The sequence below is a fragment of the Streptococcus oralis genome, assembly GCF_001578945.1.
In the GTDB taxonomy this organism is placed as follows: Bacteria; Bacillota; Bacilli; order Lactobacillales; family Streptococcaceae; genus Streptococcus; species Streptococcus oralis_Q.
In genome coordinates, this window is the sequence record NZ_KQ969551.1 from 1 (window position 1) to 2256 (window position 2256).

The window sequence follows — 2256 nt, forward strand, 5'->3', positions numbered from 1 at the left end:
CCTCTTTGTCAGTAACCACCCAATAACAAGGTGTCTTTTTAGTTTTTCTATTCTCCAGTATACTGTTAGAAAAACTAAAACTGGAGGATATTTTGATGGCACCTCCATCGTCCCTTTGTCTGTTCCTCAATCTCGTCACTTTGATAAGAAAAGCAGAAATGATATTCTAATGAAAGTTCGCTGTGAAAAATTTGAACTCACATTCTTTCAATCGATTAGCCAAGAGACACTAGAAACCATCTTGGATAAGATACTGTTCTATAACCATCCGACTCAGTGATTTAGGCCAGGTTTTTCTGGTTTACGGAGGACAAAAAGAACGTTTCAAAGTCCTTTACTGGGACGGTCAAGGGTTTTGGTTGTTGTATAAACATTTTGAGAATAGAAAATTGACGTGGGTCAACAATGAACAGGAGGTTAAAGCTCTTACTTCTGAACAAGTCGATTGGTTGATAAAAGGATGACCAACGAGCTCGACCTCCTTCGTGAACAAGTGGCTTATCTAACTCAAAAGCTCTATGGTAAGTCATCTGAGAAAGTGGTCTATCAACCTGGTCAGCTGAGCTTGTTTGGTGAGGAAAGCCTGCCAGAAAAAGACGCTGACTTACCCAATAGAAACAGAGACATTACCTATAAACGCAAGAAGGCAAGGCTAAGGGCGTTCGTCAAGCTATTTTTAGCCAATTTACTCCAGAAATGGTGCACCATGATCTCAAGGGAGCATAGATTGCACCCGTCCAGATTGTCACAGTCAGTTGAAGGAGATTGGTTCGACTGTTCAAGGTCAAGAATTGGTCTTTATTCCTGAACAATTAAAACGGATTACCCATGTCCAGCATGTCTATAAATGTCAGGCATGTAGTCAGAAGAGCCTTAGCGATAAGGTGATCAAGGCTCCAATTCCTAAGGTTCCTTTAGCACATAGCTTAGGTTCTGGCTCTATTATCGCTCACACCATTCACCATAAGTTCAATCTTAAGGTGCCCAATTACCGTCAGGAAGAGGATTGGCACAAGCTTGGATTGCCCATCAGTCGGAAGGAGATAGCCAATTGACCTACTACTGGACTTTCTTGTCTGGGAAACATGAGAAAAAGGACATCACCCTCTATCATCATAATAAATGTCGGAGTGGCTTGGTTGTGGAGGAATTTCTTGGGGATTACACAAGCTATGTTCGTTGTGACATGTGGTCAGCCTATAGGCAGTTAGAAAAAGCTAGTTGGTTGTTGGGCGCATGTTAGAAGGAAATTCTTCGAGGCTACTCCTAGACAGTCAGATAAAACCTCTTTAGGAGCTAAGGGATTAGCCTATTACGATCGCCTGTTTGCCTTGGAAAGTGCATGGGCGAACTTGTCTACTGAGGAGCGACTGCATAAACGCCAGACAGAGGTGATTCCCTTGATGGCTGAGTTTTTCGCCTAGTGCTGTGCGCAGGCTGTTTTGTCAGGTTCTAAGTTAGGTAGAGGCTTGGAATACAGTCTCAAATACGAGAGTACTTTCCGAACCGTGTTGGAAGATGTCAGGCCGGTTTTGTCTAACAATCTAGCAGAACAATCCATCAAATCCCTCGTCATGGGACGAAAAAACTGGCTTTTTTCTCAAAGTTTTGAGGGTTCTAAGTCAACGGCTATTATTTTAAGTTTATTAGAAACAGCCAAGCAACACGGACTTGATTCAGAGAGATATATGACTTATCTTTTAGAACACTTACCGAACGAGGAAACACTCGCTAAAAAAGAAGTTCTAGAGACTTATTTACCGTGGGCTGAAACTGTTCAGAAGAAGTGCAAATAGAAAAAAACGTTCCAGAGTTTGATACCTCTTTGTCAACTGTAGTGGGTGACTCATAGCTAACATCTAGAGAGGACCATATTGGTTCTCTCTTTTATGATGTTCAAAGTTACCAAAATTTTGTTTTAAAGTTTTTGAAGTTTCTAAAACCAAAGGCTTGTCGTTTTATGTCCTTGATAAGCTTGTTGGTTGCCTTTAATTTGGTATTGGGATCAAGGGATTCAAGGGTATTATGGATGTGGGATTTGGATTTAAGAAAAGCTAGAACCATGATCTGAAAAGGAGAGATGTACCTTGTTGACTTTATCTTTGATGTACTTCATTTCTAAACATTCTAAAGAACTTTTAATGATGTCTCACTGGTTATTAATTATCGTCAAAGAGAATACCTAGATTACAGAAGAGTTTTTAAAGCACTTGGGGACAGATTTAAGAATATTACACTATATCTAATAAAATGGAT

General features: G+C 40.2%; 1 protein-coding gene and 3 pseudogenes. 3 read left to right on the forward strand and 1 reads right to left on the reverse strand.

The window, feature by feature from the left end:
• Positions 1-296 precede the first annotated feature (296 nt).
• From tnpB to tnpC, 3 genes and pseudogenes are all read left to right on the forward strand, one after another.
• Positions 297-464: an IS66 family insertion sequence element accessory protein TnpB gene (gene tnpB / locus SORDD16_RS02630; protein WP_081215112.1), complete on the forward strand. Its 168-nt coding sequence runs from the start codon at positions 297-299 to the stop codon at positions 462-464.
• A pseudogene (locus tag SORDD16_RS12190) lies at positions 461-613 on the forward strand (transposase domain-containing protein); the annotation flags it as partial. The gene tnpB and the pseudogene SORDD16_RS12190, both read left to right, overlap by 4 nt.
• 12 nt (positions 614-625) lie before the next feature.
• Positions 626-1796 (forward strand): annotated as a pseudogene (gene tnpC, locus SORDD16_RS11275) (IS66 family transposase).
• A gap of 56 nt (positions 1797-1852) precedes the next feature.
• Here tnpC and SORDD16_RS10520 read toward each other — a convergent pair.
• A pseudogene (locus SORDD16_RS10520) lies at positions 1853-2073 on the reverse strand (transposase); the annotation flags it as partial.
• Between the last annotated feature and the right edge of the window lie 183 nt (positions 2074-2256).